The sequence below is a fragment of the Wolbachia endosymbiont of Drosophila ananassae genome, from assembly GCF_008033215.1.
In the GTDB taxonomy this organism is placed as follows: domain Bacteria; phylum Pseudomonadota; class Alphaproteobacteria; order Rickettsiales; family Anaplasmataceae; genus Wolbachia; species Wolbachia pipientis.
Genome location: NZ_CP042904.1, coordinates 884,891 through 911,032 on the forward strand (window position 1 = coordinate 884,891; position 26,142 = coordinate 911,032).

Annotated in this window: 20 protein-coding genes, 2 tRNA genes and 2 pseudogenes; 7 read left to right on the plus strand and 17 right to left on the minus strand. The window is 36.0% G+C overall.

Annotated elements, in window-relative coordinates; translation table 11 throughout:
- The first annotated feature begins 87 nt into the window (after positions 1-87).
- The 3 genes from EA652_RS04300 to lepB all read left to right on the plus strand — a co-directional run bounded on the left by EA652_RS04300 (position 88) and on the right by lepB (position 2,654).
- Positions 88-975: an aspartate carbamoyltransferase catalytic subunit gene (locus tag EA652_RS04300; protein ID WP_006280416.1), complete on the plus strand. Its 888-nt coding sequence runs from the start codon at positions 88-90 to the stop codon at positions 973-975.
- A 45-nt stretch (positions 976-1,020) separates the two neighbouring features.
- Positions 1,021-1,152 (plus strand): hypothetical protein, encoded by a 132-nt coding sequence (locus EA652_RS07305; protein WP_255317428.1) that lies wholly within the window; start codon positions 1,021-1,023, stop codon positions 1,150-1,152.
- A 755-nt stretch (positions 1,153-1,907) separates the two neighbouring features.
- Positions 1,908-2,654 carry a signal peptidase I gene (gene lepB, locus EA652_RS04305; RefSeq protein WP_007548756.1) on the plus strand — a complete coding sequence of 249 codons (747 nt, stop codon included), beginning with the start codon at positions 1,908-1,910 and terminating at the stop codon, positions 2,652-2,654.
- Between the two features lie 7 nt (positions 2,655-2,661).
- Here the strand turns inward: lepB and hscA are convergent, their stop codons facing one another.
- From hscA to iscU, 4 genes are read right to left on the minus strand one after another with little or no spacing between them, the layout of a single operon-like run.
- Entirely contained in the window at positions 2,662-4,410 is a 1,749-nt protein-coding gene (gene hscA, locus EA652_RS04310; RefSeq protein WP_012673290.1) for a Fe-S protein assembly chaperone HscA, read from the minus strand.
- Positions 4,388-4,846, minus strand: a complete 459-nt coding sequence (locus EA652_RS04315; protein WP_012673291.1) for an iron-sulfur cluster co-chaperone HscB C-terminal domain-containing protein — start codon at positions 4,844-4,846, stop codon at positions 4,388-4,390. Before EA652_RS04315 ends, hscA begins: the two co-directional genes overlap by 23 nt.
- Complete coding sequence (locus tag EA652_RS04320) at positions 4,839-5,252, minus strand: HesB/IscA family protein (RefSeq protein ID WP_007548854.1); 414 nt, start codon at positions 5,250-5,252, stop codon at positions 4,839-4,841. The genes EA652_RS04315 and EA652_RS04320 overlap by 8 nt, the downstream gene beginning before the upstream one ends.
- 12 nt (positions 5,253-5,264) lie before the next feature.
- Positions 5,265-5,648: a Fe-S cluster assembly scaffold IscU gene (iscU, locus tag EA652_RS04325; protein ID WP_007548853.1), complete on the minus strand. Its 384-nt coding sequence runs from the start codon at positions 5,646-5,648 to the stop codon at positions 5,265-5,267.
- A 178-nt stretch (positions 5,649-5,826) separates the two neighbouring features.
- Between iscU and ftsY the strand changes: the two genes are divergently transcribed.
- The gene (ftsY, locus tag EA652_RS04330) at positions 5,827-6,738 is read left to right on the plus strand and encodes a signal recognition particle-docking protein FtsY (RefSeq protein ID WP_007548850.1); all 912 of its coding nucleotides are present in this window, start codon (positions 5,827-5,829) and stop codon (positions 6,736-6,738) included.
- On the opposite strand, the gene radA is transcribed toward ftsY, so the two are convergent.
- The 11 genes and pseudogenes from radA to EA652_RS04390 all read right to left on the minus strand — a co-directional run bounded on the left by radA (position 6,725) and on the right by EA652_RS04390 (position 15,593).
- The gene (radA, locus tag EA652_RS04335; protein WP_012673292.1) at positions 6,725-8,068 is read right to left on the minus strand and encodes a DNA repair protein RadA; all 1,344 of its coding nucleotides are present in this window, start codon (positions 8,066-8,068) and stop codon (positions 6,725-6,727) included. The two genes, ftsY and radA, sit on opposite strands and share 14 nt — an antisense overlap.
- 675 nt (positions 8,069-8,743) lie before the next feature.
- Positions 8,744-9,732 (minus strand): annotated as a pseudogene (locus EA652_RS04345) (IS630 family transposase).
- Positions 9,733-9,841: 109 nt separating this feature from the next.
- Positions 9,842-10,674 (minus strand): IS5-like element ISWpi1 family transposase gene (locus tag EA652_RS04350; protein ID WP_094189578.1). Its coding sequence is split into 2 segments (ribosomal slippage): positions 9,842-10,305 and positions 10,305-10,674, totalling 834 coding nucleotides; the frame shifts between segments, so codons are not numbered across the junction.
- 67 nt (positions 10,675-10,741) lie between these two features.
- Positions 10,742-11,497, minus strand: coding sequence for a putative folate metabolism gamma-glutamate ligase (locus tag EA652_RS04355; RefSeq protein ID WP_012673293.1), 756 nt, complete (start codon positions 11,495-11,497; stop codon positions 10,742-10,744).
- Position 11,498: 1 nt separating this feature from the next.
- On the minus strand, positions 11,499-11,987 hold the full coding sequence (locus EA652_RS04360) for a dihydrofolate reductase (protein ID WP_007548842.1): 489 nt from the start codon (positions 11,985-11,987) through the stop codon (positions 11,499-11,501).
- The gene (gene folP, locus EA652_RS04365) at positions 11,981-13,264 is read right to left on the minus strand and encodes a dihydropteroate synthase (RefSeq protein WP_006280499.1); all 1,284 of its coding nucleotides are present in this window, start codon (positions 13,262-13,264) and stop codon (positions 11,981-11,983) included. The genes EA652_RS04360 and folP overlap by 7 nt, the downstream gene beginning before the upstream one ends.
- Complete coding sequence (locus EA652_RS04370) at positions 13,261-13,647, minus strand: dihydroneopterin aldolase (protein ID WP_007548841.1); 387 nt, start codon at positions 13,645-13,647, stop codon at positions 13,261-13,263. Before EA652_RS04370 ends, folP begins: the two co-directional genes overlap by 4 nt.
- A 39-nt stretch (positions 13,648-13,686) precedes the next feature.
- Positions 13,687-14,343 carry a CADD family putative folate metabolism protein gene (locus EA652_RS04375; RefSeq protein ID WP_007548840.1) on the minus strand — a complete coding sequence of 219 codons (657 nt, stop codon included), beginning with the start codon at positions 14,341-14,343 and terminating at the stop codon, positions 13,687-13,689.
- A gap of 70 nt (positions 14,344-14,413) precedes the next feature.
- Positions 14,414-14,490, minus strand: a tRNA-Ile gene (locus EA652_RS04380).
- 42 nt (positions 14,491-14,532) lie between these two features.
- A complete protein-coding gene (gene trxA, locus EA652_RS04385; protein WP_007548839.1) occupies positions 14,533-14,856 on the minus strand; it encodes a thioredoxin in 324 nt (107 codons plus the stop codon).
- A 116-nt stretch (positions 14,857-14,972) separates the two neighbouring features.
- A complete protein-coding gene (locus EA652_RS04390) occupies positions 14,973-15,593 on the minus strand; it encodes a ribonuclease D (RefSeq protein ID WP_012673294.1) in 621 nt (206 codons plus the stop codon).
- A 172-nt stretch (positions 15,594-15,765) separates the two neighbouring features.
- Here EA652_RS04390 and EA652_RS04395 point away from each other — a divergent pair.
- A tRNA-Gly gene (locus EA652_RS04395) sits at positions 15,766-15,838 on the plus strand.
- 679 nt (positions 15,839-16,517) lie between these two features.
- On the opposite strand, the gene EA652_RS04405 is transcribed toward EA652_RS04395, so the two are convergent.
- Complete coding sequence (locus tag EA652_RS04405) at positions 16,518-17,900, minus strand: IS66-like element ISWen3 family transposase (protein ID WP_007548562.1); 1,383 nt, start codon at positions 17,898-17,900, stop codon at positions 16,518-16,520.
- Positions 17,901-18,161: 261 nt separating this feature from the next.
- Between EA652_RS04405 and EA652_RS04410 the strand changes: the two are divergent.
- Positions 18,162-19,042: pseudogene (locus EA652_RS04410) on the plus strand (IS110 family transposase).
- Between the two features lie 290 nt (positions 19,043-19,332).
- Here EA652_RS04410 and EA652_RS04415 read toward each other — a convergent pair.
- A complete protein-coding gene (locus EA652_RS04415) occupies positions 19,333-22,164 on the minus strand; it encodes a WPE palindromic element domain-containing protein (RefSeq protein ID WP_012673295.1) in 2,832 nt (943 codons plus the stop codon).
- A gap of 108 nt (positions 22,165-22,272) precedes the next feature.
- Between EA652_RS04415 and EA652_RS04420 the strand changes: the two genes are divergently transcribed.
- Positions 22,273-25,236: a phosphoribosylformylglycinamidine synthase subunit PurL gene (locus EA652_RS04420; RefSeq protein WP_012673296.1), complete on the plus strand. Its 2,964-nt coding sequence runs from the start codon at positions 22,273-22,275 to the stop codon at positions 25,234-25,236.
- Positions 25,237-26,142: the final 906 nt, after the last annotated feature.

The window sequence follows — 26,142 nt, forward strand, 5'->3', positions numbered from 1 at the left end:
TTTCACCAAAACAATTGCTGCACAAGAAGTCTATTGAAAAAAGGTAATAAGAAAGTAGAATAGGTTCAAGTAGTTGAAAAGGAAACTATGAACAAGAGAAGGAATTTGTTAAACATCTCAGACCTTACAGTCGATGATGTAGAAAATATAACTAAGTTGGCCAACCAGTACCTTAAAAAAGAAGTTGCAAATAGTCATATCTTGGAAAATAAGACAGTAATAAATTTATTCTTTGAAGATTCAACGCGTACACTTGCGTCTTTTGAAATAGCAGCAAAAAGCCTTGGAGCAAATGTTGTAACTTTGCCAATAAGATCTTCTTCTATTAACAAGGGAGAAGATCTAAAAGACATGATCAAAACATTAAATGCAATGAATCCTGATTACATAATAATCAGGCATAAAAGTAGTGGTATCATTAATACACTGGCAAAGTATGTTAACTGCTCGCTAATCAATGCAGGCGATGGAAGTAGTGAACATCCAACTCAAGCTCTTGCAGACTATCTTGTAATCAGCAATCACAAAAAGCAAATAAAGGACCTCAAAGTTGTGATATGTGGAGATATTCTGCACAGTAGAGTTGCAAGATCAAATATAAGATTGCTAAAAATGTTTGGAGCAGAGATAAACTTGGTCGCACCACCAACTTTGATTTGTAAGCATTTTCCTGAAGTAGATTCAGTCCATTATTCATTAATTGAAGGTATAAAGGATGCTGACGTAATTATGCTTTTGAGATTGCAGAAAGAGCGCATGAATAATAGTTCTTCAGAGAAAGAATATTTTTATTTGTATGGACTTGATTCACAAAAGCTATCATACGCAAAACCAGATGCGATTGTTATGCACCCAGGGCCAATAAACAGAGGGATTGAGATTAGCAGCGATGTAGCAGATTGTGTTATTTTACAGCAAGTAGAATTTGGATTGGCAATACGTAAGGCAGTGTTGCACTATTATAGGCCTTGCTAATATTAAAAGATGCTACACAACTAATGCAAAAAGGGGGGGCATGAAATGACAAGGCTTGTAAATGGTTTGAGAATGGCCATTAAGATGTTAAGGCCGAGGATATGGTGTGGAAGTTTTTACGAAAGCCTGAAGTCAATCAACAACCTTGCAGAACGGCAAATTAGACGGCTATCGTAAAAACAGCTTTTTCACCTGGTCGGAACATGGAGAAAGATTTGTGGAAAGAATGTTGTCGATATTTTTGACATCACGTCTCAATGGCCAAAATCCCTTCCAAAAGTTACGACTGCTTAGTTCTTTATTCATTCTCACAATCCGTGAACGGTTACAACCTGGATTCCAGTGGGCTTTGTTGCATCGCTAGCTATGATGGATTAAAGATAAAAAAGATAGGGAATATCAGTAGCTTATTATTCTGGTATTTATAACAAGAACGGTCAATGAATACCTAAATTTGAGTAAAAGAAATTTCACTACCATTTACCAATCCGGCTAAAATTCAAGAATTTCAATGCTTTAGCTATTTTCAATAGAATTAAATTTATTAATATAAATAACAAATTACTATTCTTAAATTTGATCAGATTGATTGCAAAAAAACAAGATTTTCAATAGGTTGCTTATAATCCTAACTATAGTTAGCCTTTCATAAGTAGCGATGCAACAAAGCCATTCCAGTGTCAGCTACTTTCATAACACCATATTACCTTAACAAAAGCAAATGTTCGTACAGATGTGCATCAGCTACTTTCATCTGCCACCTGCAAATTGCAATGTTCGTACAGTTATGTGTCACGCTACTTGGATGACACCGTTGAAAGAAATGAACCAAAATCGTTTTGAATAGAGGAATAACATTCACAAATAAAATTTCATATTACCATTTTTTAATTTATGTATTATAATAAGCTTAATTTATAAGAAAAACAAAGTTGGAAGAACTAAGCAAAAACTGGGTGATAAGAACGGGAAGATTTTTATCTTCATTGTTTTTTTTACTGTTGATTGCGCTGTCAATACGTAGTTTTTTATTCGAGCCATTTCATATACCTTCTGGTTCAATGAAAAGCACCCTACTTGAAGGGGATTACATTTTTACTAGTAAATATTCATACGGTTACAGTAAACACTCCTTTCCATTTTCTCCAAACATTTTTAGCGGCAGGATTTTTTATACCCCTCCAAAGCGTGGCGACATAGTAGTTTTCAAACCCACAAGAAATGACAGCATCAGGTTTGTTAAGCGAGTAATAGGAACACCAGGTGACAAAGTGCAAATGATAGAGGGAGAATTATACCTAAATGATCAGAAAGTAAAGCGAAGGCAAATTGAAAGTTTTTTTGATTATGAGTCAAATCGTAACATACCAAGATATATAGAAACGCTTTTAAGTGGCAAGGAACATGAGATTTTGGTAGATGACATTTCTAATAAGCTATCATATAACACTCCGGTTTATTATGTACCTAACGATCAATTTTTCGTTATGGGAGACAATAGAAATAATTCTTTAGATAGTAGGTTTCCTGAAGTTGGTTTTGTACCAATGGAAAATATCATTGGGCGTGTAAGCATAGTTGGTTTATCATTTAAATTAGGAAAGGTCGATTGGTTACCATTTAATTTCAGGTTACCTGTTGCTTTGAGATTAAATAGGGTATTGCACAAGGTTGTGTAAGCTTTTTCTACCTATTTGTTAATTCACACAACTCTAAAGAAGAATTTTCTAACTCGGCGATAGTGTTGTTAATTTCATTCAAGTCATTGCCTTGTAAAGCGTTTTTTGCATTTTGTAATAGGTTTTTCAACTTTTGATCAGTGGAAAGGTTATTATTGTTTTCAACCAAGTGTATGAGTTTATTTCCATTAATTTTAGCGCCTGCAAGGGAACGAGCCTTCATATCCTCGTCAAAGCTGTTTATTGACTGGTCAACCATATTTTGAATATCAGCTTCACTCAAGCCAAAACTTGAATTTACTTCAACTGTCTGCTCGATTCTGGTGGTTTTTTCTCTTGCAGTAACAGTCAAGATTCCGTCAACGTTAACTGTGAATTCTATTTCAACTCTTGCAGAACCTGCAGGCAGTGGCGGTATACCTTTTAGTTCAAACTGCGCTAGAGATTTGTTATCCTCTATCATTTCACGTTCTCCCTGACAAACATGAATTTTCATTGCTGTTTGCCCATCAACATAAGTTGTAAACTCTTTTATCTCTGAAACTGGTAGTGGCGTATTTCTTGGTATGATTTTTTCAACTATGTCTCCCATAGTTTCTATGCCAAGTGATAAAGGTAGAACATCCAGGAGAATATTTCTATCTTTTGAGCTCGAAATTAAATCATGAGCCTGCAGAGCTGCCCCAATGGCAACTGCTTTATCCGGATCCACGTCATTTAGTACTTTATTTCCAAAGAGTTTGACTAGTGAATTTTGAACCAATGGTGTTCTAGTTGCACCACCAACTAAAATTACTCCTTTTATATCGTCAATTTTAAGATCTATATCGCTTATAGTACGAGTGACTATATTGATAGTCCTATTAACTAAAGGACTTATTGCCTGCTCGAATTCTTCTCTGGTAATTTCACATTCAAATGGCTTGCCGTTAATGCTGAATTCAAAAATGCCTGAGGTGTTTTTGCTCAGGTATTCTTTTACAATACGTGATTCGATAAGTAAGGAATTTAGTTGCTTAGCCGTCTTTTCTCTATACTTATCAATCACAATTGAACTCAGCAAATGATCAAAATCATCACCGCCGAGTTTGGTGTCACCACCAACCGCAAGAACTTGAAACACTCCTTGATGCAATTTCAATATCGAAATATCAAATGTTCCACCACCAAGGTCATAAACTGCATATATTCCACTGCTATTGTTCTTTTCAATGGAGTAAGAAAGCGCTGCAGCGGTTGGCTCGTTAACGAGGCGAAGAACTTCTATGCCAGCTAATTTTGCCGCATATTTAGTTGCGTTACGTGCTGAATCGTCAAAGTAAGCTGGCACAGTAATCACTGCTTTTTTTACTTCCAGTCCCTTAGACTTTTTTACCCTCTCACATAAAGCTTTTAATATCTCAGCAGAAATCTCAATAGGAGTAAGATACTTTTCCTCTGCGCATTTTATTCTAATAACTTTTTCGCTTTCATGATCTATTTCAAAATTGAGGCCTTCTTTATTTAATTCTTCAACACTTTTACCCATTAAACGCTTTATTGAGTAGATTGCATTTTGACCGACATCGTAGCCAGTTTTCAATGTATTATTTTCATATGAAAGAGCAGAAGGCAGCAGTTCTCTTCCTTGTTCATCTTTAAATATCTCCACGTTACCAGCTTTATTTACCATAGCAATCAAAGAATTGGTAGTACCAAGATCTATACCAAAAACTACTTCACTTGAATTTGGTTCAGAAATTTGAATTGGTTGCATTCTTTTTCACCTCCTCAAATGACTTATATAAATATTTCAATCTTAAGACTTGTGTAGCAGCTCCATCAAAATTCTTTACAGCAAAAGTGTTAATTAGGTTTTTAACGCAATCTTTTATTTTTTCATCAATCATCCTGCTTGCAAATTGTAGATCGTCGCAGTCCAGCAAATACTCTCTTATTTCCATTGATTCACTTAATATTTCAGAATTTAAGTGGTCCTTTTGGCTTTTCACATCAAAAAAATCCAGCAAATGCTCAGCACGTTCTAGTGGTGACTTTAGCACTTGATAAGCTCTGTTAATATTTTCCATGTTTTGGGACTGTCTTTCATTTATATCAGTCCTGCTTAGCTCAATATATTTTTTCTCTAACTCATCAAAACTGATATTGAAAGCTGGTTCAATTTCAAACAATGCAAAATAGTTGCTAGACATGAAAACTCTCTCCACAACCACATTTTCCTTTCTCATTAGGATTTTTGAAAACAAAACCCGATGAAAATTTTTCTTCTACATAATCCATTTCAGAGCCAAGAATAAACATGACGGATTTTGGGTCGATCAACACTTTAACTTTTTGGCCATCACTACAGTTTTCCTCAATTATCGACTCTAAAGGACGAGTATCATATGCATATTCAATATCATATTTTAAACCAGAACATCCTTTTTGCTTAATTAGCACTCTTATTCCTATTGCTTCTTCCGGTTTCTCAAGGTTAGTATGCTTCTTTTGGTCCAATAAATACCTTATCCTTTCTACTGCTTCCGCAGTTATAGTGATAAGTTTTTTATTCTTTTTTACAGTTTCACCTCCGCCTACTTCTTGATATTCACCCATGTTCGTAGCTTCTTAATTCTTTTGTTTACTTTGATAGTCATGAATAGCAGCCTTTATAGCATCTTCAGCAAGTACCGAACAGTGTATCTTCACTGGAGGTAAAGACAACTCTTCCACTATTTGAGTATTCTTTATCTGTGTAACGTCACTGATGGTTCTTCCCTTTATCATCTCTGTTAACAAGGAACTTGAAGCAATGGCAGAACCGCAGCCAAAAGTTTTAAATTTTGCATCTTCAATAACACCTTTGTCATTGACCTTTATCTGCAATTTCATTACATCACCGCACGATGGTGCACCAACTAGACCAGTGCCAACATTTGGATCATTTTTATCCAGAGAGCCAACATTTCTTGGATTTTCGTAATGATCTAAAATTTTCTCATTATAACTCATAAAATTACCTGTGAACCGCTATTCTACATTATAACATATTTAGGTTAAAAACTAAAGAAAAATGCACTAGCAAACAGTATATTTTACTCACAAAATATATGGGTTACGAGTGTATTTACTTTACAAATACACGTAGTGCATGTCATTCTCTATATTGTAATTAAAAAGGAGTATTCCCTTGAGTTTATTTGGTAACCTTTATAAAGGCTTGTTAAAAACTTCTTCTCGCTTTAGCGACGGAGTGAAAAGTATTTTTTCTGGCAAAAAAAAATTAGATCAGTCGCTTTTAGATGAGCTAGAAGAATTGCTAATTAGCATGGACATTGGTCATAAAACTTCTAAGTTGATTATCGATAGGCTCACAAGCATCAAATTTGACAAGGAAGTTGAGTATAATATTATCACGCAGCAATTAGTGAATGAAATAGAAGCTATATTAAATCCAGTCGTGCAGCCGTTAATTTTAAATAAAAAACCACATATAATAATGGTATGCGGAGTAAACGGTAATGGTAAAACCACGACTATAGGTAAGCTTGCATATAAATATAAGGAGATGAGAAAATCCGTTATGCTTGTTGCGTGTGACACATTTAGAGCTGCTGCTAGTGAGCAATTAAACATTTGGGCAGAACGTTCTGATTGCTTGATTGTTACTGGAGAGTACGGTAGCGACTCTGCAAGTGTGGCATATAGAGCTGTAAGTCAAGCTATAAAGGATAACGTTGATGTTGTTCTAATTGACACAGCAGGAAGGCTGCAAAATAATGTGAACCTTATGGAGGAGTTATCAAAAATATATAGAACGATAAAGAAATTGGATGGTACTGCCCCTCATGACGTTATTTTAGTTCTTGATGCAACTACCGGCCAAAATGCTTATAGCCAATTAGAAGCATTTAGCAAAATGGTTAATGTTACCGGGCTAATCGTAACAAAGTTAGATGGCACTGCTAAGGGCGGAGTGGTAATTGGACTTGCAGAAGCTTATAAGATAAAGTTACATGCTATAGGAATTGGCGAAAATATAGAGGACTTAAGGGAGTTTACTAGCAAAGAATTTGCTGAAGCGTTATTTAATTGTAATTAAAAATTTCTCTTAATTCCCTTACGTGACCAAGCTTAATTATCTCAATATCATGAGAAGAGTAATTACCATTTTTAGGCATAATTGCTTTTTTGAATCCTAACTTTTGTGCTTCTTTTAGTCTGAGATCAGCATGCGAGACATTCCTAATTTCTCCTGAAAGTGCAACTTCACCGCAGATTATTGAAGAAGTTGGCAGCGGTAAATTTACTACACTTGAAATAAGGGAAGCAGCAACAGCAAGATCAGCCGATGGTTCCTGTATTTTGAGTCCCCCTGCAATGTTTAGGTATACCTCTTTATCATGCAAAAACATTTTGCAACAAGCATTTAGCACCGCGATGATCATAGCCAATCGATTAATATCCCACCCAACTACTGCCCTTCTTGGGGTTGCCATATTAGTCCCTGCTATTAATGCTTGCACTTCCATTAAAATTGGTCTTGAACCTTCAATTCCTGCAAATACGGCGCTGCCAACTACTTCTCTGTCATGGGCCATCAGAAACAATGATGATGGGTTATCAACAGGCACAAGTCCTGCTTCAGACATCTCAAAAACACCAATTTCATTTGCAGGGCCAAATCTATTTTTAATAGTGCGTAAAATGCGATATTGATTACTATTTTCACCTTCAAAATATAATACCGTATCCACCATATGCTCCAAAGTTTTAGGTCCAGCTATTTGTCCATCCTTAGTTATATGGCCAACTATTAAGAGGGAAATACCATATTGTTTCGCAAGAATAGTTAATTCATGTGCGCAAGTGCGGACCTGAGTTACAGTGCCTGGTGCCGATGTAATTCTGCTATCATACATTGTTTGTATAGAGTCAATTACTAAGAATTTAATACTTTTATTTTCCTTTATTGTTGCTACTACATCAGTTAAAGACACTGTAGATAAAAGCTTAATTTTAGGTTCATTTATCTTAAGACGCTTTGCTCTGAGACTCACCTGCTCTAAAGATTCCTCGCCAGATACATAAAGACATTCAAAAGAGGAAAGTTGCACAACATTAGCTGCAATTCTAAGCAAAAGGGTAGATTTCCCAATTCCAGGTTCGCCACCAATTAAAATGCTAGCACCTTGAACGATACCCCCACCAAAAACTCTATCTAATTCTTCTATTCCTGTTAAAAAACGACTTGGAGTGATAATTTCGCTACCCGATAACGTCTTTATTAAAATTGGCGCAGATATACTTCTTTTGCCCGTTTTTACTGCTATTTCCTCAACAACTGTATCCCAATTGTCACATGCAATACACTTCCCTACCCACCTACCAGTGCTGTGACCACAGGATTGACATACATATACAGTTTTCATCAAAGCCAAAATTATTTTGTTGTAATTGTAATAAAAATTAGCTGAATATGCGAAGTAAATCTATAGCTAACCCAAGAAAGGGTTCCCTATGTCATACCGCGATTCATTCGCGGTATCTCTAGATCCCGCTAACAAGTAGCGGGATGACGGTTGTCGTTTAGCCATAAATATTAAGAAATTTACCAAATAAAAAAAAGGCAAAAGAAGCCCTGGGGTTATTATCTGCTTTAAAATATTGGCGTTTTTTATGTTTTAAACGCTTGACAAGCGAAATTCAGCTGCTTTTAATTGCAACTAACTTACGCTGCAAATGTTTAAGAAATTTACTAAGCAGAAAAAAAGACAAAGAATCCCCGAGTTAGCTAGTCTTTTACTATCTCTGTCGAGTATTGGCATTTTTTGATGTCTTGTAACGCTTTATAAGCGCGTTCAGCTTATTTAGATAAAAATCTAGATGTAGATGAAGTTTTGTAAAGACATACAGTATCTATATACTGCAAAAAATTGAACATAAGACGCCGATACATTAAGTAATCCTTACCTTTTAATCTGCAGATTGGCGAAAGCAAATACAATAGCTTCAGTTTCATGATAAGTGGGCTGGCGGAGTTTGTCAAGTAAGTTTTTTGTTTCTATTCCCAATGTTATATGGTTATGTAATACCAATTCTCATTACTAGTGAATCAAATAAGCGGCATTGCAGAGTTTTTTAATTGTGGAGTGAGAAAGAGAGGTAATAAATTTGCACAAAGCGCTCTCAAGCAAAGCAATTGTGTCGTAGATTTTGTTACGCAAAATGTTCTGTTTTATATATAACCAAAACCTCTCAACAGGATTGAGGTCAGGTGAGTATGGTGGTAGGTATATAATGTCGATATTTTTAGGTACTTTTAAATTTTTTGACTTATGCCAACTAGCACAATCCATGATAAGAAATGCCTCCCTTGTTCCTAAATATTGTGACATCTGCTCAAGGAATATATTCATACAATCAGTATTGACGTTTGAGCTAGAACTTTCTCCATTTCTGGGATTAACTGCACTATAGAGATAAAAATTTTGCCTACCTAGTTTTACCTTAACCTGTGTCCTAATGCCTTTTTTAAACCACCCGTGTCCAATCTTTGAATGTGTGCCAAACCGCGATTCATCGAAGAAAAATAGCTCTTTTTCAGGATACATGACAATAGTTTCATTAAGATTTTTTTTTAAATTCCTCTTGTTTACTTTTATCTTGTCCGTTATGCACTGGTCTTGGTGTGATATATGAGAATTTCATTCTTTGCATATTACGGTGTACTGTAGATTTGCTGATATTCAAACCAAACTTTTCTTGAATTCTTATTTTCATTTCTTTTATAGTAATATTGGGGTTTTCCTCTATCCACACCTCAACTTGTTCACGTTGACTTTGATTCAATATAGTTTTTCTACGGCGTTGAGGCGGAGCAAATAATTTTTCTTCTCTGCCAAATTTTAGGTCATGCAGTAAGTGCCTTTCTTGAAATGCAGCATATCTTTGCTACGGCTGTTATACTGTGCTTTTTTGCTGCAATTACAGCATTTAGTTTTTTTGCAACATATGCGTTATTTCTTACTTTCTTCAGCATTTCTTTTGCTGATTCCACCACTTTTTCATCCAATAATTTTGATCTTAATGCCATTTAAACCTCGCTACTTTACTTACTTCAGTATGGCTTTTTTTCTATTATTGTCTATCCGTTACTTGTGTAGCGGGAATTGGTATAAGAGGTTGTCCGGAAACTAGTAAATTCAAGCATATTCCCTCTTTAACATAACCCTACTCATAGCTAGGTATATGAAATTCTCAGTGGATGTTGTGAGTAAATCATACTCCTTCGATAGCCTTCTATTCCTATTAACCCAAGCAAAAGTCCTTTCTACAACCCATCTTCTTGGCTGTACTTTAAACCCTTGTTCTCTTGTTGGTAGTAGCTCAGGTGGCGTATCTTTGTGCACCCAAAATCTACATGGAGGCCTTTTAACAATTTCAATATCTATGTCATATTCTTCCTTTATGTGATTCTTTAAATTTCTTCCTTGGTATCCCATGTCAGCCCACATTTTTTTAACTTTAGTATATTTTGTTCTCATATTGTTTAATGCTATTTTAATACCATCTCTATCATTTTCGTTAGCAGCGCCTACGTAACAACCTAGTATAAAACCCTGAGTGTCTGTAATTATATGCCTTTTTCTACCCTTTACTTTTTTACTTCCATCATAGCCTTTGATCCCCCCTTTTCTGTAGTCTTTACAGATTGACTATCTACTATACAGGCACTCGGCTGCTCATTCCTTCCTATTTTTCTTCTACTATATTTTGTAATTTCATAATTCATTTTCTCAAAAATTCCCTGCTTCTTCCATTGCCTGAACTGCTCATACACAGTCTTCCATAGCGGAAAATCATTTGGTAAATACCGCCATTGACACCCTGTACGCAATACATAGAAAATTGCTTCTAATATTTCTCTTTTGCTATACTTTGGCGGCCTTCCTCCTTTCTTGTATGATACTCTGAAGTGTTTTTCTATTCTTGCCCATTCCCTTTCGCTTAGATCTGTTGGATACTTTTTTCTCATCTTTACCCCGTACTAAAATTTCAGATATTATAGCCTTTTACTTGTTTCCGGACAACCTCTAAGAAGTCTAATAGCAAATTTTTAAGTTCCTCTTTAACCAACGGGCTCTCATGAGGAGAGGAGAGTAAAGATCTTCTTCCATAGATATCTTAACACTTTTTTCTTCTTCTACAGTTGGCGGACGAGTAAGAAAGTGAATCTTTGGTGCACCACTAATTATTGCCATTGGTGTTTGCTCCGCCCCTTCCCCCATAACTAAAACAGCAGATGTTGCCAGTGCATCAAGAAGATTGACTTGTGTTACTTGCAGTGGTTGATTATAAAGATCTAGCTTGCCTATATAGGAATAAAGTGGTTCAAATCCACACCAACCAAGAGCAACGCCCGTAACCCCACGACGCATAGGTGTTACATTACTATCTGTAATCAAAATACCAAGATGTTTTATGCAGTGTTTTGTCTTGAGATAGTTCCATATTGATAGAGCTGTTTTCTGAACATCCTTTGGGTATAAAATATACATTTCATTACCATTTGATTCATCAATACCAGCAGATGGAATTAAGATATTGTCTTTAATCGTTAAATAGATGCCGTAAGAATTATGGTCTACACCAACAATTGCATCAGCTTCTCTTTTGATTAGCTCTTCTTTAGAACAAGCAGTTTTGCAAACCACTTGTTTTTGACAAACAGAAATGATTTTTGATGTGATAGCAAGAACAACTTCCTCTCCTAGCAACTCTGAAACATAGCGATCAAGAACCTGCTCTAATACTTCTCCACATTCAATGCGGTGGGTATAAATTGCTTTAACATGCATATTAACGTGTTAGCCTACATATAGTATAATCTTTCGTTTTGGTGAGAATAGTTTTATGCCATCCATCAAGAAGTGTTAAGTTGAAATATACATCACCTTTATAGGGTTTGTAAATTTCTGTCATGATGAACTCTGAAATTAGATTATATTCTAAAAAAAGATGCGCTATTTGTGCTCCACCAATCACAAAGATTTGAGGGTAACTCCAATTACTTTGGATTGACAAAAACTCTTGCATAGAAGAAATAATAGTGCATTTTACTCCTCTGTTAAAACAAGAATTTAATTTGTCACGAGAAAAAACAATAGGAATACGATTCCCTAATATGTCTTGAGGCATAGTTTCAAATGTCTTTCTCCCCATAACAATAACTTGTTTGTCAGTCACCTGACGAAAATGATCTAACTCACTTGGATAATGCCAGGGCAATCCATTATTTATTCCAATTACCCCCTTGGGATCAACAGCCATAATTCCGATAACTAGCATCCCTGTAAAGCAGCTTGAGCTACAAAAAATCGCATGTGATCACGCACATTATGCACTCGAAGGAAATCAACCTTGTTGTGCAATGCAGATGATAAAGCAATTGTTTCTAAATCTCGGTTAAAGACAGGTTCTGTAGAAAAAGAAGAAATAAATGACTTTCTAGAATGACCAACCAGAACTTTGCAGCCAAAATTTTGTAACGTTTCTATACTGCGTAAAATCTGGATATTCTGGTACATAGATTTGCCAAAACCAATACCAGGATCAATAATGATCGAGCTTTGATCAAAACCTAGAGCTAGTAATCTATTAATGTTCCTTTCTGCCCAATTATTTATGGTATCAATTGGATCAATGTCACTTGGGATAATGTTGTCACTATGTGGTGGTATGGAGAGTGAATGCATAATAACGATACTACATCCACTGCTAGCAATCGCTTTTAAGGTATTATCATCTAGATCTCCCTTCTGATCGTTTACCCAGGCAATGTTGTAGTGCTCCAAAACATTCAAAATAACATCTGGCCAGAAACTATCAATGCTGACTTTAATGTCACCAACTTTCATATACTGATTGAGATTATCAAGCACTGGTTTTAAGCGTGCATATTCTGCTTTTGGAGTTTGTATTGAGGAGCCAGGTCTTGTTGATTGAGCACCAAGTTCAACTATGCTTGCACCATCTGATAACAGCCGCAGTGCCTGCTTGGTTGCTTGATCTGCATCATAATAAAGACCACCATCTGAAAATGAATCAGGAGTAATATTAACAATACCTACAAGCTCTGGTGAAAGCGTAAAACTCCTTAAAAAGCAATCCTTAATGTTAGGGTTAATAGTACCAAACGTTTTGTTAACTACTGCCATGGGACTCAGCATTGCCATCAAGTGAAGCAAAAATGGTCTGTTTATCAATTCTGGGTGAGGAATCTTAAGGTAGGGTGTATCAAGTGTCAGGTCATCCCATAACAAAATATCCAAATCAATAACGCGAGGTGCCCATTTTTCATAGACCTGCAGACGGCCAATGTCACATTCAATTTGTTTAAGGCCCTTTAACAGCTCTTCAGGAGAAGAAGAACAACTTCCATACACAACCATATTTAGAAATGGCCTGTCCCACCCAGGTGGAGCATCATTTGGTAAAATAGCCTTAGTTTCCAGAATAATTGAAGATTTTAAATTTTTAAAATAGCGTTCCTGCAGTAACTGAGCAGCCTTTTGTAAATGGGAAAAGCGATTCCCCATATTTGAGCCAATAGAAATGTAAATCATTCTTGCAACGCATTACGATAAGTAAAGAAAACACCTCCATGCACACTGGGGACAGGTGGTGCAACTTTGTGAATAGTTACGCCTATAGAAGAAATAATAAGCTTTTTTTGCATCACAAGGTTATTAATGGTCCTGTATATATCATGAGTTAAATGCTCGATTAAGTTGAATTGCTTGCTTTGAACGAGAGATTGAATACTCTGAACTACCTCCAAGTAGCATATAGTATCCTCAAGCCGGTCAGTTGTAAGTCCTAAAGGGGGGGATTTAAAGGTAAAATCAATATTAACACTAACTAATTGAGAATGATACTTCTCTTCTGCACTATAGCCTAAATGAACCCAAAGCCGTAAGTCAGATATAAGAAGATTACATGCAGACATTGCATTCCAACATCACTGAGTTTAAGCTACTTACAACTACTAACACACGCTAGCATTCATCATTCCATCAAGAAAACCCCACAAGAGCCTTGCTCCCTTTTGAGCACCCTGCATAACTTTATCTTGCTCTTTTTCATCTAGATCTTCAATAAGATTTGCACATTCCTCAGAATGCCATTCATCAGCATGCATATGGACCGTAAAAAATTGAAGAGAACGCTCATCACTTATTGAATAGTGTTTTTTTAAACCTTCAATTTTAGACTTAGAAACCTCTGGAGTTTGACGTTCATAAGCATAAAGTGCACCCAAACCGGAAGCAAAACCTGATCGTACAATATCAAAGTAACCATCAACTAACTCCTGTGTCTCTTTAATCTGTGCATCCTTATGGAGATCAGACCGTGTTACACCAAGCCCTTCAGCAAAACGTTTCCATAACTCTGGGTGATTTTCATCACCTTGTTCTTCTTCTATCAAATTACCAAGCAAAACCTGTCGCATTTTTAAATCTGGGCACAAAAAATGTATACCACTGATATAACGAGGAAACGCAGCAACATGGTGATAATACTCTTTAGCATAGGTTTGTAAAGCTTGCAAGCTTAAGCTTCCTGTATTCCATGATTGGTAGAATGGATGATTTAGTAAGTGCAACCCATCTAACTTATTATTCAAAGATTTAGTAAATTCCATTATTTCCTCTATTATATCAACATATAATTCATATACTATAGTTTTCTCATTGTTACGATCATGCTAACAATGGTGGGATTGGTAGGACTCGAACCTACGACCAATTCGTTATGAGCGAACTGCTCTAACCGACTGAGCTACAATCCCTTTTATCAATATTTATAATACACACAAAAGCAAATTTGTCTATTAGCTTATTTCACTATCAACCCAACTTGACAAATCATTTGTTGCACCAATTTTGCGTGCAATTTCCTTACCATCTTGAAATATGATTAAAGTGGGTATAGATTGCACTCCATACTTACTTGGCACTTCAGTCCCTTCATCTATGTCGAATTTGCAGATCTTAATCTTGCCTTTTCTATCCTTAGCCAATTGTTCTATACGTGGCATTAGACTTTTGCATGGCCCACACCATTCTGCCCAAAAATCTACCAGCACGAACCCTTTATAGTCAGTGACTTCAGATTTGAAATTTTGATCATTTACCGATGTAATATCATCACTCATAAAATACCTAAATTTTTGTAAAATATAGCGTATCTATTAGCAGTTAATCAACTAAATTCTTACCGCAGAGCTTGAAAAATTGCCCTAAAGTGTTTTGCACAAACAAAAAACTTCTATTACATCTGGTGGTTAAAGATATCCACGTTTTCCCAACCCATTAAGTCTAACTCAATACGAGTAGGAAGAAATTCAAAGCACTTTTGGGCCAATTCTTTTCTATTTTCACGTTCCAGCATTAAGTCTAGCTTTTCCTTTATCCTGTGGAGATACAAAACATCAGATGCAGCATAACTTTTTTGTTTGTCTGTTAAATTTTCATTTCCCCAATCAGAAGATTGCTGCTGCTTATTTAGTTTGGTATCAAGCAGCTCTAAGCACAACTCTTTTAAGCTATGATTATCTGTGTAAGTGCGAACTAAACGTGAAGCTATCTTTGTGCAATAGCACGGAAGTGCCCAAGTTTCCAAGTAATAACGTATTATGCTCACATCAAATCGCGCGAAGTGAAATATTTTAGTTATATTTTTATCCTCTAATATTTTTCTCAAATTTGGCGCTGTATAATCGTTCTTGAGTTGAACTAAGTGAGCGTTGCCATCATTAAAAGAGAGCTGCACAAGGCATAATCTATCTCTGCCATGAAGTAGCCCCATTGCCTCGGTATCAACAGCTATAGACCTTACATCATCTGGTATTGAACTAGCTGGCAAGTCGTCTTTATATAAAAATATTCCCATAAAGCTTTGTGGAATAATTAAAAACTTATGATAATCAAAAATAAGCCTTAAGTATACGAAAAGATCATAGAAGGAACCACGCAAATTTATGGGCTCTCACATTTTTCATGTACACGGGGTTTACAAATCGCTGTATATGCCTATAATTAAGTAAATTTAGGTTAATTTAATTGCGGGAGTAGCTCAGTTGGTAGAGCGCAACCTTGCCAAGGTTGAGGTCGAGGGTTCGAACCCCTTCTCCCGCTCTTTACTTTCAAAATCATTTCGTCAAAAATCCCTTGACAAACTCCGCTAGCCCCCTTATCATGAAACTGAAGCTATTGTATTTGCTTTCGCCAATCTGCAGATTAAAAGGTAAGGATTACTTAATGTATCGGCGTCTTATGTTCAATTTTTTGCAGTATATAGATACTGTATGTCTTTACAAAACTTCATCTACATCTAGATTTTTATCTAAATAAGCTGAACGCGCTTATAAAGCGTTACAAGACATCAAAAAATGCCAATACTCGACAGAGATAGTAAAAGACTAGCTAACTTGGGGATTCTTTGTCTTTTTTTCTGCTTAGTAAATTTCTTAAACATTTGCAGCGTAAGTTAGTTGCAATTAAAAGCGGCTGAATCTCGCTTGTCAAGCGTTTAAAACATAAAAAACGCCAATATTTTAAAGCGGATAATAACCACGGGGCTTCTTTTGCCTTTTTTTTCATTTGGTAAATTTCTTAATGTTTGTGGCTGAACGACAACCGTCATCCCGCAGCGGGATCTCTTGTTAGCGGCTGAGATACCGCGAATGAATCGCGGTATGACGGTTCGCGGCGGCATGACGATAAGCTCGTCATCCCGCTACTTGTTAGCGGGATCTCTTGTTAGCGCCGCGGCGGTTGTAAGTTAAAAATATGTGTATCCGTTCAGGAGAGTGGTTTAAGAAACAATAGATAGGAGATTTTGGAAAGGATTGAGACCCCTTTGTTTCCAAGTTAAGTATAATGAAATTATCCGCTCAAGGAATGTATTTCCCCGCTTTGATTGTGTAAAATATGAGTTTTTGCGATAAACGACATAATGCCGAATTTGCCGTTCAGCGTGGTTATTTGTCAGCGGAATATTTTCTGGGTCATCTAAAAATTTCCACATCATTCTTTCAGATCTCAGAACATTTTTTGCAACTCGAGAGGCTCCAATTGCTTCAGGTAAACGAGATATCTCCTTCAAGTAATACTTTGTACGTTTTCTTAATTTTCTGGCACGTCTGACAAACCTCAAAACATCTATCTCACTTTTTAGTAAAGCTTTTTTTAGTGCAAATAATTCAGTGGCCACGTTTCTCAAGTAACAACCCAGAACTTTAACTTCAATATTCCAACTATGTGCTAATCTTTCAAAATCTCTTGATAAATGTGCCCAACAGATTTGCCTGTTTTTATCGGCAAAATAATTGTATGCTGCATACCTGTCAGTTATTACCAAGCTATTGCGATTGCAGAATTTACTATTTTGTAAAACTTTCATTCCTCTTGACTCTGTAAATTTTACAAAACTTGCCGTATTGCTTGCAAACATCCAACACCAAGCGAGTTTACCTTTGTTATAATGGCTCGTTTCATCAATATGTAGAACTTTACTCCTACTTATCTCTTGTTCGATCTGCTCATACATTTTTTTGCATTTTGAAGCAACTCTATGTTCACTATTTGATATGCTACCGACGCTTATGTTCAAATTGAAGATATCATTTACGACACTCGCTATTTCGCGTTTTGAATTTTTGTAGAATCCGCTGAACGCTGCAATTATTGACTTAACCCTTGGACCAAATGTATCTGGCGTAACACCTTCCGGTAACTTGCTACTTCTTCTCTTTCCGCATCTCCGACAACGGCCATGTTCTAACTGATATTCCACTACATAAGGCTTGATTTCTGGAAGATCAACTTTCTGATGAATATATGGTTTTTCACATATTGCAATTTCTCCTCCGCATTCGCAAGTATTAGGCAACTCTATCTTTACTACTTTATCTGCATCCATGTTGGCGCGAAAACTTCCTTTATGACCAACCTGACCGCCAATATTCCTTTCGCTTTTCGGCTTATTCTTTTTTATTTTATACAACTCTTTGGAACTTGGTATTGATGAATTTTTTGAGCTTAAACCGAGTCTTTCTCTTAACTCAGCATTTTCTATCTTTAAAGCCTTATTTTCTGCTTTTAAACTTTCATTCTCTTTTTCCAATCTTTCTATTTTTGCTTCTAACCTTTCTATTTTTTGCTGTAAATTTTTGCAAAGTTCTAAAAGGTTTACCATATTATTTCACTTTTGCTCTATGATTATCTTTTTAGATCACCTTGTCTACCTTATTCTGCCACTCCGCTGAACGGATACAAATATGTTATAAAAGAAACAAGAGGGAACTACTCACTATAGGAATAGCGGGCGTGTGCGACCGACGCGGCGTTGACAACCGTTTATATCAAGGCTATCCCTCGATACGTTTGAATAGTTGCATGGGACATATGTATGCACCCGTTTACAATCTTAAATCAATAAACTATCGAGGTTATTAATATGGTTACATCTTATCAAAATTTTATTGGTATTGACATCGGAAAATTTAAAAATGTTATTGCGGTTCACACACAGAAGAGTGTTGTCGAATTTGATAATAATGCTTCTGGTTGGCAACAATTGTTTAAAAAGTTTTCAGATATCTTACCTAATTCTTTAGTAACTTTAGAAAATACAGGAAATTGGTTTATCGCATTTTCTTATTGACAAGAATATCGCTGTACATCGAGCTAATACCCGTAAAGTAAAAAGCTTCATCTTGTCACACGGAACTTTAGCAAAGTCCGATAAATCAGATGCAAGGGCTCTTGCTCAATATGCGTCATGGAACTCTCTCTCCCCACTTCTGAAAAACAATCAACCTTGGTTGCACTTTGTCAACGTCGTGATGACATTACGCAAATGAGAACTCAGGAAAAATGTAGACTGGAAGCACCTGAAAACGACCATATAAAAGAAAGTTGTCAAAAAACTATCGGATTCTTTAATAGTCAAATAGATGAACTCAATAATACTATACAAAAAATTATTGATGAAAGCCGTGAGTTACAACAACGTCAAAAAATCCTTAAAACAGTTCCTGGAAAAGTTATCTCAAGACTTTCTGTGTTTAATGCCAGAGCTTGGCTACTTAAACAGAAAAGAAGTAGCAAGTCTTGCTGGCGCATCCAAAAGAAAGTGGAAAAGCTATTGGTTATCGAAGAATAACAGGCGGTAGAAGCAATGTTCGTACTAACGGCTGCAATGGCTGCTCAAATCTGCACTTGGTGCATTTTATTCCAAGCTCATTGAAAGTGGTAAGAAGAAGATGGTAAGCTCTAATGCGTAAAATTATGGTTATTGCTAATGCCAGGCTTAAAGAAGCAGTTAATATGAATTAAAAAAATCTGCATAGGAAATAAGTTAACGAATATGTGCGTCCACACACACTTAAAGCACAAACCATAAAATCTAAGCAGTAACTGTTGTTTGATATAAAATTTTTCTATGATAAATTAGGGTGTTTATTGTCAAAAATGCATTTTCTAATTGAATAAAAATACAAAATTATAAACAAGAGTTGTAATAAAACTAAATTCAAAAAATTTAAAAAAAACATAGTTGATATGACGGTTCGTGGCGGTATGACGGTTCGCGGTGATCCCAGTGTCAGCTACTCGGATGACACCATTTACAACCACTCTCCTACCCTTTCTAGCTGTTTATAGCTGTTAAATCTCAGGAATTTATCAAAATATGGAGAGGCAATAAAGGGTGTGGAATTACTTAAATAATTAGATAAAAAATCTGGCAGATCATTCTGAAATTCTTGCATTTTTTGTCTATAATCTCGCAAAGAAATAACTTTTATTTTATCATAATCAAGTTTCCAATAAGCAAGTTCTGAGACTTCCCTTCCGGTCACATACTCTACCGCTAAAGCTTGCAAAATTAATTGCGGAAAAAACCCCGACATCACTTCTTCATTGGAAGGTGGTGAACCAAGTTTATAGTCTATAATTGCTACTTGCCCACTTGGTAGATACTCAACTCTATCACATCTTGCTGTCAGTAAGATTTCTTGTGGCCTATTTGTCATCCAAGCAGTTTCATACTGATCACAAGAACCAGTGTCACGCGCTGGAATATGAAATATCGGACAGGAAAAGTTCTTTTCCAACTCAACATAATTGCTTCGAGTTTCATCAAATTCGACAAAAGATTGAATTATCTTTTGTAGTCTTACCCACCACATATTTGAAAAATTAAACTGACTAGTCGAAAATGCTTCTCGTGCAATGCTCATTGGAGATTTTTTGTTGCGTAAATATCTTGCAAGAATGTTGTGTACCATAGTGCTAAATTCCAATATCGATGGCTTAAAATTCAAGTCTCTTAATTGTTTAAGGCCCAGTATATATTCAACGTAAAATGAATAAGGGTTGCGGATTAGCTTTTCTATTGCACTGCAAGACATCACCTGCATTTTTTCTTTTCTAACTTCGGTTTGAGGTTTTGGCATAGGCTGAGTACATGGAACAGTACATTCAGGCGTATTTAATACCCTCAGCCAATCACGATACGGCTGTTTCCCCTCCTTAAGCAGAATTTCCAAACGCTGCAATAGAATTGGTTTTCTATGGCTTAGCGATCTTGTAATATAAACCTTACTTGCACAAAACAAATTGTGTAAAGTATAAAAAAAATACCCCTGCTCTTCTTGCGCAGAAGGAAGGTTAAATTTTTCTCTCGTAAGTGCATTCAAAAGCGGACTTTGAAAGCTTGGCGCTTCATTAAATCCAGCGAGTATTACAACTTTGTTGTGATATAAGCTGAATTTATTCAAGTCACTTGCTACAGAGAAAAACTCTTTCTCTAAAAATAAGGTCAGAATTTGGCTATATAACTCTAAGGAGCACTTAATTTCTATACCCTCACATGCATTCAAGAAATTACAGGTGAAATTACCTATTTCACTATTTAGCTCTGAAAAATTTATACCAGATAGCACATTAATACACTGCAAATGAGTTGCCACCACATCAGAAATAGGGCAATTTATAATGTTAAGTAAAGGATTAAATATAATCTCTAACTTACTGATAATAAGTAATATATCTTCTTTATGTTTTAGCTTTTTATGAGCATTGATAGCATTTATAATATCGCTCAGGCCATTTGTACTAAAGTTGCGTAATATCTCTATTTCAAATTCAGATAAAATCCGAGAGTACTCTTCTTGAGTGTAACCAAAAGTCACTAGCCTATGTTTAAGGAGCGAAAGTAATGCCACACTGCTCCAATTTGAGGTCAAAACTTCGATACTATAAAGTAGAAGCGTTATATAAGGATAATTTTCCGGTATGGCACTGTGTTGCCTTGATAAACATGCTATACGAGCTGCAAGTAATTTATCAAAGACAACCAAAGAAACGTTTTCATAACCTTCATTTTCTATAATTAATGATGTCACTTGTGCTTCTTCCTCTCTGGAATCACAAGTGATGACTTCAATATTGCCAATATGTCCACTACTAACTTTGCTTAGATCGGCAGTTGTATCAAAGACATAATCTAGCTCAGGACTTCCTGTCATCCCAGCCCTCTGATTTTTAGTGTACGAACATTGTAATTTGCAGGTAATTTGAGTAGTAGATGGTGTCATTCCAGTGCTTGACACTGGAATCCAGTTTCTATTGTACAGCCACCTGGTGCGTTCATTTAAAGTTAAGTTTTCTGGATCCCAGTGTCGGAGCACTGGAGAACACGCTTCTGGCAGAAAACTCACATCCCTTCTATCTACATTTAAATAATCGAGCAGATCTTTCAAACAATATTGATAGTGTTTTTTATCAAGCAATTTCCAGTCTTTCTCTTTAATTTTCAAATTCAGGTTAGGCAAAATTATTTCTCCAAACGGCAGGTCATATATAGCCTTAATTAACGACTTATCCTTTCCGATTCCAACAAAGATTATATGTTGGTCTTTTTGTAAAGAGGTTATCATACTGTTTATGTAATCACTCTTATGTTCTAATATATCTACTACTCCTAAATCTTTTAAAATTTTATTCCATGTTTCAATAAGTAAATTTATGAAACTTTCTATTTTTTTTGAATGTTCATCGAACTCTGCCATTTGGGTATACTGAATTTTATCAAGCAATGATGGCAGGCTATAAGCTAAATCAATTGGGAAATTATCATTATTTTTTCTATTCCATTCCAATATGAATTGAATGAGTAGCAGCGTCCTTTTTATTGGACTTATAACTTTAACTCTATCAAGATTTAATATTAAATCTTCCTCATCAATGTTCTCTAGCGAAACTATCTCTGGCAAAATTATGCATTTTTCAGCGTTATAATTCTTGAATGCATTGAGTAGCGCTATCACATCCCTCTTGCAAGGAAGTATGACCTTTATCTCGGGAATTTTTTCTCTTTCATATTCAGAAAATATGTGCTGAACCAGCACATCAAAAAGGGATTCATCCACATTAACAGTAAAAACTCTTCCCACTAACAGTAACAATTAATACAATACTTTTATTGTATAGAAATTATTTAAAATATAAATGTGCTCGCAGTTTCTTATGCTATGATATATTAAAGTCTTTCACAATATTACATGGCAAACATCAGAATAGAAGTTTTAAATAAATGTGAACAAGTTGGCCGCAGAAGGGTAGTTAATGTTTACTTGATTTACATAAGCAAAGAATTACCATCAAAATTACATGAAGAAATTTGTGGGCTATTTTATAATAAAGTCATACAAGACTGCCGTTATTATTCCTACAATGAAAACCTTGAAGAAGTTCAATATAACTTCATAGAACCACAAGCAAAGTGGGGCTTGGAGATAAGCTTTTTACCTGGCATGACTGACAATGTAGGCAACACAGCGAAACAAATTGTTAGAGAATATTTAATAAACAAGGACTACATTGATGAAAATGTTTGTATAAAAGCAAGAAGTTCAAAATTGATTCTAAGTCAAGCAACTGAAGATGATATAAAACAAGAATTCAACCCTATCACTGAGTATTGCACACTTATCTGTAAAGAAAATAATAACTATAGCTGGAAATATTATGGTAAATACAAAGCAAACTCTTCAGCGCTCTCTTACTTGTCATCCCAGTGCCCAGACACTGGGATCCAGAAAAAAGATGTAGATTCCAGTGTCAGCTACTCAAATGACACCATTAATGGCAAAGCCAAATCTGTTAACTTAAATGTAATTGACCAAGAACTTGAGAAAATCAGCAGAGATGGAATCGATGGTAACGGCACTTTAGGGCTCTCGCTGGCAGCAATGAGAGCTATAAAGGATTACTTTAAAAAACTCGGTAGAAATCCATATGATATTGAACTTGAGTCTCTGGCACAGACTTGGTCTGAACATTGCAAGCATAACATTTTCTCCTCTCCCATTGATGAAATAAAAGACGGCCTATATGAGCATTATATTAAGCGTGCAACGCGTGAGATAAATTCTGACATATGCGTGTCAGTTTTTTCCGACAACGCCGGAGGAATAATTTTTGATGACGATTACTTAATTGTAGATAAAGTTGAAACTCACAATAGCCCTTCGGCGCTTGATCCGTTTGGTGGAGCAATGACTGGAGTGCTTGGAGTTAATCGCGATATAGTGGGTTTCGGGAAAGGCGCGGAGCCTATAATGAATACCTATTACTTTTGCTTTGCCAAAGAAGCAAAAGGCAAGTTTTATAGGGACAAAGAGCGCACTGATGAGATCTTACCGCCAAAATATATAATGAAAGAAGTGATCCACGGTGTTAATGTTGCTGGTAATTGCTCTGGTATTCCAACGCAACTTGGATCGGTATATTTTGACGATAGATTTTGTGGCAAGCCGTTAGTTTTTGTTGGCAGTGTCGGAATTATTCCGCGCAACATAAATAACGCACCTTCACACATTAAAGGACCAAAAAATGGCGATAAAATCGTAATTATTGGTGGAAGAGTTGGAAGGGACGGAATTCACGGCGCAACGTTTTCCTCAGAGGCTTTGTCGGGAAACAGCCCTTCAACAATTGTGCAAATTGGTGACCCCATAACACAAAAAAAACTATCCAATGCCGTCATAAAAGCAAGAGATCTTGGTCTTTATAATGCAATAACGGACAATGGAGCCGGTGGGCTGTCGTCGTCTATTGGTGAAATGGGAAAAGACGGATTTGAAGTTGATTTGAGCAAGGTTCTCCTTAAAAACGATGGTATGGCTCCGTGGGAAATATGGATATCAGAATCACAAGAGAGAATGACCTTAGCAGTGCCAGAAGAAAATCTCCCTATGTTCAAGCAAATCATGAAAAAACATGATGTGGAGGTTTGTGTGATTGGAGAGTTTAATGAGAGTGGTAAAGCCGTTGTTAAATGTCCTAAAGGGACAGTAATAATGGATATCGGAACTGAATTTCTGCATGATGGTAATCCTAAAATGCATTTACAGACAAAGCCGTGGTCTAAGGGGCTTCCAGCGCCACGCGCTGGAATGACAACAAGTTCGCCTTCTTTAGAAATTGAATTAAAAGAAATGTTAAGCAGACCAAACATTTGCAGTAAAGAGTTCATAGTGGTGCAATATGATCATGAGGTTCAAGGATCGTCAGTGTTAAAACCACTGCAAGGCAAGGGAAGAATGTGCAGCGAAGCTATTGTCTCAAGGCCTGTTCTTTCTTCAAATAAAGGTGTTGTAAAATCGCAAGGATTTGGCTCAAGTTATGGAGAAATTGACACCTACCACATGGCAGCATGTGCAATTGACACCGCGATACGCAACTATGTAGCCGCAGGAGGAAATATAAATCATCTAGCGTTGCTCGATAATTTTTGCTGGTGTGATGCTTATAATCCAGAAAGGCTATGGCAACTAAAGAAAGCTGCAGAGGCTTGTTACGACTTCGCAACTGCATTTAAAACACCATTCATATCCGGAAAAGACAGTATGTTCAATGACTTCAAGGGATATGATGAAAATGGCGAGAAAGTGATAATCTCTGCACCACCTTCATTACTCATCTCAGCAATTGGAATTATAGAAAATATTGAAAATGCAGTATCGCTTGATGTAAAAATGCCGGGGGACTTAATATACGTGCTTGGAGAAACACTTGATGAACTTGGTAGATCTGAATATCAGTTATATAGTGGAATAGGTAATAACAACGTACCAAAAGTTGATGCAAAGAGCGCTAGGAAGTTGTATGAGCGTTACAACCAGGCAATAAAAGATGGCATAATTGCCTCTGCAATTGCACCAAACTTAGGCGGATTAGTTATTGCTCTGGCAAAATCGCTAATTGCAGGAGACCTTGGTGCTGAAATCGATCTTTCACTAGTGCCAATAGGAAAAATACAAAATACAGACATAATAAACAAGATAATAATGTTTTCTGAATCGCAAAGTAGAATTTTGGTTACTATTGCACCACAAAATCAGAAGAGGTTTGAAGAATTGTTTGAAGGTGCAGTTTATTCATGTATTGGCAAAGTAACAGAGAAAAAGGTGCTAAACATAAAGGATGTTTTAAAAGTAGATCTGAAAGATGTGGCATGCTAATATAAAATATTTTTCTTATTATGCTAAATAACTCTTTTACTATATGTAATGTTTATTTAGAATGAATGTATGTTATTAATTTTGGGTAGGTAATTATGTCTATTTTATCGATACTCCTGTTTATCAGTCTTTCTTTACTCAACACTTCAAATAAATTGATGATATGTGCTGCCTTATTTGTGGGAGCTGCTTTAGTTGTAAATTCAATGGTTGAATTTTATGGCAGAAGCAAAGCTACGTACAACTTAATAGTGTGTACAGCGCTATGTTGTGTTTTTAAATGGCAAAGTTTTAATTTGATGATATTGATTTCATATACTGCAATTTTAGTATCTCTTCTCTCAAGCATAATTATTTTTGAAAAATTGAAGTCCAAGTTGAATTTTCATATGGCAAATTTCATTACTTTAATTATAGCATCAGTGGTTGATAGTGCCGTTGTATGTGTTGGATTACTATACAAATTTTCTGCAGGTAAATGCTTATCAATATACATTAGAGATTTAATTTTTAAGTTTTCTTATGTGTCAGTATTGAGCATCTGCTTGTTTGTAGGAATGTATTTATTTTGCTTGGCGAACAAGAAGTATTTTAAGATTTCCACATAACCTGTTTTCTGATATAGCTAAACTGACTTTGGGTCCTGGGGGTGTATTTGGTGGTCCTAATACGTAACAACAGTTTAGAATTTATAGGTAGCCTAAACCCACAACTGTACAAACACTATGATTTGAGCCTATCAGGGGGGTGTCATTCCAGTGCCCAGACACTGGAATCCAGAAAAAAGAATGGTGTCATCCCAGTGCTTGACACATAGCTGTACGAACATTCATTTTTGAAGGTAAATTGCACAGCAAATGGTGTCATTCCAGTCTGGAATCCAGAAATTTTGCTTATAACTGAGCT

What these genes read in the sequence shown, in the direction of transcription:
- EA652_RS04300 (WP_006280416.1), top strand. Translation starts at nt 88, where the DNA reads ATGAACAAGAGAAGGAATTTGTTAAACATCTCAGACCTTACAGTCGAT.
- EA652_RS07305 (WP_255317428.1), top strand. Translation starts at nt 1,021, where the DNA reads ATGACAAGGCTTGTAAATGGTTTGAGAATGGCCATTAAGATGTTAAGG.
- hscA (WP_012673290.1), bottom strand. Translation starts at nt 4,410, where the DNA reads ATGCAACCAATTCAAATTTCTGAACCAAATTCAAGTGAAGTAGTTTTT.
- EA652_RS04315 (WP_012673291.1), bottom strand. Translation starts at nt 4,846, where the DNA reads ATGTCTAGCAACTATTTTGCATTGTTTGAAATTGAACCAGCTTTCAAT.
- EA652_RS04320 (WP_007548854.1), bottom strand. Translation starts at nt 5,252, where the DNA reads ATGGGTGAATATCAAGAAGTAGGCGGAGGTGAAACTGTAAAAAAGAAT.
- iscU (WP_007548853.1), bottom strand. Translation starts at nt 5,648, where the DNA reads ATGAGTTATAATGAGAAAATTTTAGATCATTACGAAAATCCAAGAAAT.
- radA (WP_012673292.1), bottom strand. Translation starts at nt 8,068, where the DNA reads ATGAAAACTGTATATGTATGTCAATCCTGTGGTCACAGCACTGGTAGG.
- EA652_RS04355 (WP_012673293.1), bottom strand. Translation starts at nt 11,497, where the DNA reads ATGCATGTTAAAGCAATTTATACCCACCGCATTGAATGTGGAGAAGTA.
- EA652_RS04360 (WP_007548842.1), bottom strand. Translation starts at nt 11,987, where the DNA reads ATGCTAGTTATCGGAATTATGGCTGTTGATCCCAAGGGGGTAATTGGA.
- folP (WP_006280499.1), bottom strand. Translation starts at nt 13,264, where the DNA reads ATGATTTACATTTCTATTGGCTCAAATATGGGGAATCGCTTTTCCCAT.
- EA652_RS04370 (WP_007548841.1), bottom strand. Translation starts at nt 13,647, where the DNA reads ATGTCTGCATGTAATCTTCTTATATCTGACTTACGGCTTTGGGTTCAT.
- EA652_RS04375 (WP_007548840.1), bottom strand. Translation starts at nt 14,343, where the DNA reads ATGGAATTTACTAAATCTTTGAATAATAAGTTAGATGGGTTGCACTTA.
- trxA (WP_007548839.1), bottom strand. Translation starts at nt 14,856, where the DNA reads ATGAGTGATGATATTACATCGGTAAATGATCAAAATTTCAAATCTGAA.
- EA652_RS04390 (WP_012673294.1), bottom strand. Translation starts at nt 15,593, where the DNA reads ATGGGAATATTTTTATATAAAGACGACTTGCCAGCTAGTTCAATACCA.
- EA652_RS04405 (WP_007548562.1), bottom strand. Translation starts at nt 17,900, where the DNA reads ATGGTAAACCTTTTAGAACTTTGCAAAAATTTACAGCAAAAAATAGAA.
- EA652_RS04420 (WP_012673296.1), top strand. Translation starts at nt 22,273, where the DNA reads ATGGCAAACATCAGAATAGAAGTTTTAAATAAATGTGAACAAGTTGGC.